The 5,855-nt window shown below is 64.3% G+C and carries 4 protein-coding genes and 1 pseudogene; 4 read left to right on the forward strand and 1 reads right to left on the reverse strand.

The features are described from left to right. Nucleotides 1-240: 240 nt before the first annotated feature. Nucleotides 241-1,173, reverse strand: coding sequence for a LysR family transcriptional regulator (locus ACS5PJ_RS22445; protein ID WP_439437052.1), 933 nt, complete (start codon nucleotides 1,171-1,173; stop codon nucleotides 241-243). Between the two features lie 160 nt (nucleotides 1,174-1,333). Between ACS5PJ_RS22445 and ACS5PJ_RS22450 the strand changes: the two genes are divergently transcribed. The 4 genes and pseudogenes from ACS5PJ_RS22450 to ACS5PJ_RS22465 all read left to right on the forward strand — a co-directional run. Beyond that, nucleotides 1,334-2,635, forward strand: a complete 1,302-nt coding sequence (locus ACS5PJ_RS22450; protein ID WP_439437053.1) for an aromatic ring-hydroxylating oxygenase subunit alpha — start codon at nucleotides 1,334-1,336, stop codon at nucleotides 2,633-2,635. Then, the gene (locus ACS5PJ_RS22455) at nucleotides 2,632-4,047 is read left to right on the forward strand and encodes a ferredoxin reductase (protein ID WP_439437054.1); all 1,416 of its coding nucleotides are present in this window, start codon (nucleotides 2,632-2,634) and stop codon (nucleotides 4,045-4,047) included. Before ACS5PJ_RS22450 ends, ACS5PJ_RS22455 begins: the two co-directional genes overlap by 4 nt. A 126-nt stretch (nucleotides 4,048-4,173) precedes the next feature. Continuing rightward, complete coding sequence (gene fdhA / locus ACS5PJ_RS22460) at nucleotides 4,174-5,394, forward strand: formaldehyde dehydrogenase, glutathione-independent (RefSeq protein WP_439437055.1); 1,221 nt, start codon at nucleotides 4,174-4,176, stop codon at nucleotides 5,392-5,394. Nucleotides 5,395-5,495: 101 nt separating this feature from the next. After that, nucleotides 5,496-5,855: pseudogene (locus tag ACS5PJ_RS22465) on the forward strand (BCCT family transporter); the annotation flags it as partial.

Genomic DNA, 5,855 nt, shown 5'->3' on the forward strand with positions numbered 1-5,855 from the left:
TCCCCACCATCACACCCACCCCAACAAACCAAAACACAAACTAAAACCACCACCACCAACAACCACCGCCCCGGCGGCACACGGCCCCCAGCCCGTGCCACCGGGGCACACCCACACCCCCACACAGCAGCAGTGACACCAATTGCCGCATAAAGCCGCATAAAACGGTCACGTGGATGGCGTTATGAGCGGTCTCCGGGACGTTCCTGGCCTGCTTGTTCAGCAGCCCGCCATGCGATGTCAGAGATCGTCTTCGGGCCGAGCGGCGAGAATCCGGTTGGCCCTGACCTGCAGGATGCCGAGCGACTCCTGGATAAGTGGCGATGCGATGCTGCCCCTCCGCACCGCAGCGACAATGCGGCGCGCGGGCTTCCCTTTGCCGGTAATGCGCAGCCGAACCACGTTTTCGGCACCACGCAGGGGCGCCAGCCTCGGCAGCAGGCCCACGCCCAGCCCCGCACCAACGAAGGCGATCTGGGTTTCCCATTCAACGGCCTCATGGGCAATCCGCGGTGTCACCCCGACTGCCGTGAACGCCGCGGTGAAGAGGGAGTGGTACGTGGACCCGGCGGCCTCGGTGATCCAGGGTTCCGACGCCAGCTCTTCAAGCGTCACCGTTTCCCGCGATGCCAGGGGATGGTCGGCGGGAATGATCACGTCCAGGGGATCATCGAGCAGGACGGTCTGCTCGAAGCGGGGGTCGTTCTCAACATAGGTGTCGGACTGCATGGCGACGATGACCGCGAGGTCGATCCGCTCGGCTACCAACAAGTCGAAGCAGCGGGCCGGATTGGCCTCGAGTACCTGCACCTCCAGCAGGGGGCGCGTTGCGCGCAGGGTGGCGGCCAGCGGCGCGAGCAGCTGGGCTGCCGCCGTCGAGAATCCGCCGAGGCCAAAACGGGACGGCACCTGGTCGCCGGCCTCCATGGCCGCGGCGCGCAGGCTCTCCCATTCGGCAATGAGGGTGTCCGAGCCCGCCACGAGAAACCGGCCCGTGGCGGTCAGCCGCACACCTCGACCGTCCTTCGTCAGCAGCTGCATTCCCAGCACGCGCTGGAGCTCCCGCAATTGCGCGGAGACGGCGGAGGGCGAATATCCCGTGAGCTCCGCGGTTGCGCCAACAGTGCCGCACCGGGCAAACACCCGAAGTGTGATAAGGCGTGGATCGATCATGCACTCATTGTGCACTGTTATCTCCGAAATCTTGCGCTTTTGTTGCAGTTCAATCATCCCTAATCTCATGACTACAAGGTTTTCCACAACACCGCCTGGACCCACCCAGCCGTGGCTGCCACGAATCGCATCCATACCCACGCCTCCCGGGAGGAAACATATGTCTGTTCCAGTCTTGCCCCTCAATTCACGCGGAAAACTCGCTTCATCATTGCCTGCAGAGCAGCTGGCGGAGATCAGCGGGTTGTTCGAGTTCCGGCGCGTGGGATATTCCCTCGACGCCCCCTTCTACACCGACCCGACGATCTTCAAGCTCGACATGGAGGCCATCTTCGGCCAGCACTGGATCTTTGCCGGCAGCGTTGCCGAGCTGCCGGAGCCGGGCGACTACATCACGGTCGACTACGGCCCCTACTCCCTGATCGTGCTGCGCACCGACGAGGGCGACGTCAACGTCCTGCACAACGTCTGCCGCCACCGCGGTGCACGCGTCCTGACCGAAGCTGCCGGTTCCACCGGAAACCTGGTCTGCGGCTACCACTCCTGGACGTACTCCCCCGAGGGCAACCTGATCCACGCATCCGCCCCCGGCGAAGCCAAGTTCGACAAGAACTGCTTTGCCCTCAAGCGCGCCCATGGCCGCGAGGTTGCCGGGCTCATCTTCGTCTGCATTGCTGACGAACCGCCCGCAGACTTCGACGAGACCTCCAAGATTTTCGAGCCCTACCTCGCCCCCCACGATCTGTCCAAGACGAAGATTGCCTACCAGCAGAACATCATCGAAGAGGGCAACTGGAAGCTCGTCATGGAGAACAACCGTGAGTGCTACCACTGCGACGGACACCCGGAACTCGCCTGCTCGCTCTTCCCCACGTGGGGCCTGACCGAGGGACTCATCCCGGCCCACCTTGAAGAGGTCTGGGACCGCAACAAGGAAGCCCAGTCCTCCCTCGAGGAGCGGTGCCGCCGCTATGGCCTGCCCTACGAGGTGGTGGAGGAACTCGATACCCGCATTGCCGGTATCCGCATCTCGCGCGAATCCCTGGACGGCGAAGGCGAATCGTTCTCCGCTGACGGCCGCAGGCTCTCCAAGAAGCTGCTCGGCGACCTTCGGGACTTCCGCCTGGGCCGCTGCTCGATGCACCTGCAGCCCAACAGCTGGTTCCACTTCCTGGGTGACCACGTCATCACGTTCGGAGTCTTCCCCATCAATGAGCACCAGTCCCTGGTCCGCACCACCTGGCTGGTGGCTGACGACGCCGAGGAAGGCGTCGACTACGATCTGGAGAAACTCACCTACACCTGGAAGCAGACCAACCTGCAGGACAAGGCGTTCGTGGAGCTGTGCCAGCAGGGCGCCGGCAGCCCCGCCTACCAGCCCGGCCCGTACATGAAGAGCGAATACCAGGTCGAGGCGTTCATCAACTGGTACGTGCACCGCGTGCAGGAGCACTTGGCATGATTGAACTCCTCGCTGAGACGGCCATCCAGGAACCACAGCGCATCCGCGGTCTTGAGATGCCGTGGAACAGGGTGATGGGCAGCACCGAGGCACCCGCACGGGCCGCCCGCGCATTGGGCCCCTGGCATCCGCAGGAGTTCATGGCCGAATGTGTCGAGACCGTTCCGGAGGCGGGCGGCATGATGACCTTCGTGTTCCGCCGCTGCGACGGTGCACCGCTGGCGTTCCGTCCGGGCCAGTACGTTAACGTCGCATTTCCCGTGAACGGCGAGGACCAGGACGCGGTGGACCGCAGCTACTCGCTGTCCAGTTCGCCCACCAAGCCGTGGACCTTCAACATCACAGTCAAATGTGACCCCACGGGACAGGTCTCGCCGTGGGTGCACGGGAACGTCAAACCCGGCACCGTTCTCGACATGCTCGGACCGGTCGGTGCGTTCCACCTTCCCGACGCCGACCGGCGGGCACGGTACCTCTTCCTGGCCGCCGGCGCCGGCATCACCCCCCTCATGTCGATGGTCCGGACCATCCACTCCCAGCCCGGGCAGGCCGATGTCGTGGTGCTCTACCACGGAGCGGCGGCCGGGGACTTTGCCTTCCACAAGGAGTTGGCGTACATCGCCTCCGTGGACTCACGCGTCAAGGTCTTCTACTCCCTGGGCGACCGCAGCAAACCCGAGGGGTGGGAAGGGCTCACCGGAAGGCTGACGGCTGCCATGCTCGACGAGGTAGCCCCCGATGCCAACGGCCGGCAGGTCTACGCCTGCGGCCCCGAGGGTTACCTGAACACCGCCACCGGGCTCCTCCAGAAAGTCGGCGTCGACGACACCTCCATCTACATGGAATTCTTCTCGGGAGACCGCCAGACGCTCCTTGAATACCAGGCCGAGGTCGCGCTGGCAGGGGACATTGCGGAGGAAATCGCCGAGGAAATCGCCCTTTCCGCCGAGGACTACTACGAAAGCCAGCCCACCGCGTTCGGGCTCTACGAGCCGGGCTACAACGACGAGGGGACCCTGAAGGCCACGGGGCTGCCGCTGGAAACCGTCGACCCGGACGCGCCCTGTCCAGAAGAGGCCGCCGGCCGTTCCGACGTGAGGCCCGAGGCCGGGACCCCCGATGCCTCGAGCTTCGACACGGTCGGAACGGGAAGCCTCACCCTGTCCTTCATGCGCACCGGCATCAACGTACGCATCGACCCCGCCGAACACATCCTGGGGGTGGCCCAGCGTGCGGGCGTCAGGATCGGCGCGAACTGCAAGGAAGGCATGTGCGGCTCCTGCAAGGTCGTCAAGCTTTCCGGGGAGGTCGAGATGAACCACCAGGGCGGTATCCGGGCACGGGAAATCGAGGCAGGCAAGTTCCTGCCCTGCTGCTCCACTGCGCGCACCGATTTGGTCATCGATGCCTAGCCGCGCCAGCAGCACGTATCAACTGACCCACCTTGCTTCACGAAACTGACTACAACTTCCTCACAGAGTGTCTGCTGCGACCAGCTGCACCGTGAGGCGTCAATCGCCAACCATAGGAGCCATTCAATGTCAGGTAACAAAGCCGTTGCATACAAGGCACCGGGGATCGTGGAAATCATCGATACCCCTTTTCCCACCTTTGAGCTGCAGGCCGGCCCCGGCGTCAATCCCGTCAACGTCGGCCGGAAGGTCCCGCACGGAGTCATCCTGCGCACCGTGAGCACCAACATCTGCGGCTCGGACCAGCACATGGTCCGGGGCCGCACGACTGCACCGGCCGGGCTCGTCCTGGGGCACGAGATCACCGGGGAAGTCATCGAGACCGGGCCCGACGTCGAATTCATCAAGGTCGGTGACATCGTCTCGGTCCCCTTCAACATCTCCTGCGGGCGCTGCCGGAACTGCAAGGAGGGCAAGACCGGGATCTGCCTGAACGTGAACCCGGACCGGCCCGGCTCTGCCTACGGCTATGTGGACATGGGCGGCTGGGTCGGCGGACAGGCCGAATTCGTCCTGGTGCCCTACGCAGACTGGAACCTGCTGAAGTTCCCGGACCGTGACCAGGCCCTGGAGAAGATCATGGACCTGACCATGCTCTCGGACATCCTCCCCACCGGATTCCACGGAGCCGTCACGGCAGGTGTCGGCGTCGGGTCCACCGTCTATGTTGCCGGCGCCGGGCCCGTGGGGCTCGCCGCGGCGGCCAGCGCGCAACTGCTGGGGGCCGCGGTGGTCATCGTGGGGGATCTCAATGAGGATCGACTGGCCCAGGCCCGGTCCTTTGGCTGCGAAACCGTCAATGTGGCAAACGGCGATCCGGCTGACCAGATCGAGCAGCTTCTCGGCGTCCGGGAAGTCGACGCCGGTATCGACGCGGTCGGTTTCGAGGCCCGTGGACATGGACACGGCGCCGGGGCCCAGGAGGCGCCGGCCACCGTGCTCAATTCCCTGATGGACCTCACCGCCGCCGGCGGATCGGTGGGCATTCCCGGCCTGTACGTCACCGGGGATCCAGGTGCCGCGGACGTGGCGGCCCAGAAGGGCAGCCTGTCCCTGTCCCTGGGCACCGGGTGGGCGAAGTCCCTCTCCTTCACCACCGGCCAGTGCCCGGTGATGAAGTACAACCGGCAGCTGATGATGGCGATCCTGCATGAGCGGATCCATATCGCCAAGGCGGTCAACGCCACGGCAATTCCGCTCCAGGATGCCCCACGGGGGTATGCGGAATTCGACGCCGGAGCCGCCACGAAGTATGTCCTGGACCCGAACGGCTACCTCAGCAACTAGTCCGGGTAAATGAGTAGCGCGGGCGGAAGGTCGGGGGCTTCCGCCCGTTTAGGTCCTGTTTTACCCGTTAGCCCATTATTCGCCGAGCAAAGGATTCGCTCATGGCTATTAGCCGTGACTTACAACTCTCCACCCCCGAGGAGTCGGCTGCCGAGGACTCTTTGGCAGCAATTCCGCCCAACGGAAAACGCGGAAGAACGCGGAACACCTCAACAGCCATTGATGTCCCCACGGACGAAGACACCAACCCTGCTGTCCTGGATCCGGAGGACGGAGGCGCAGAGGGCCTGCCGGATTCAGAAGAGTACGAACAGATCCTGGAAGAGCTCCGCACCGCTAAAACCGAGCAGGCCGTTTCGGCACGCCGGAACATCAAACTCACCCTGGACAAGGTCACGTTCGGAATCACCGGCGCGATCGCCATCGCCTTTGTGATCTGGGGCTTTACCGGCCGCGACAGC

The organism is Pseudarthrobacter cremeus (genome assembly GCF_051857465.1).
Lineage (GTDB): Bacteria > Actinomycetota > Actinomycetes > Actinomycetales > Micrococcaceae > Arthrobacter.

What these genes read in the sequence shown, in the direction of transcription:
- ACS5PJ_RS22445 (WP_439437052.1), bottom strand. Translation starts at nt 1,173, where the DNA reads ATGATCGATCCACGCCTTATCACACTTCGGGTGTTTGCCCGGTGCGGC.
- ACS5PJ_RS22450 (WP_439437053.1), top strand. Translation starts at nt 1,334, where the DNA reads ATGTCTGTTCCAGTCTTGCCCCTCAATTCACGCGGAAAACTCGCTTCA.
- fdhA (WP_439437055.1), top strand. Translation starts at nt 4,174, where the DNA reads ATGTCAGGTAACAAAGCCGTTGCATACAAGGCACCGGGGATCGTGGAA.
- ACS5PJ_RS22455 (WP_439437054.1), top strand. Translation starts at nt 2,632, where the DNA reads ATGATTGAACTCCTCGCTGAGACGGCCATCCAGGAACCACAGCGCATC.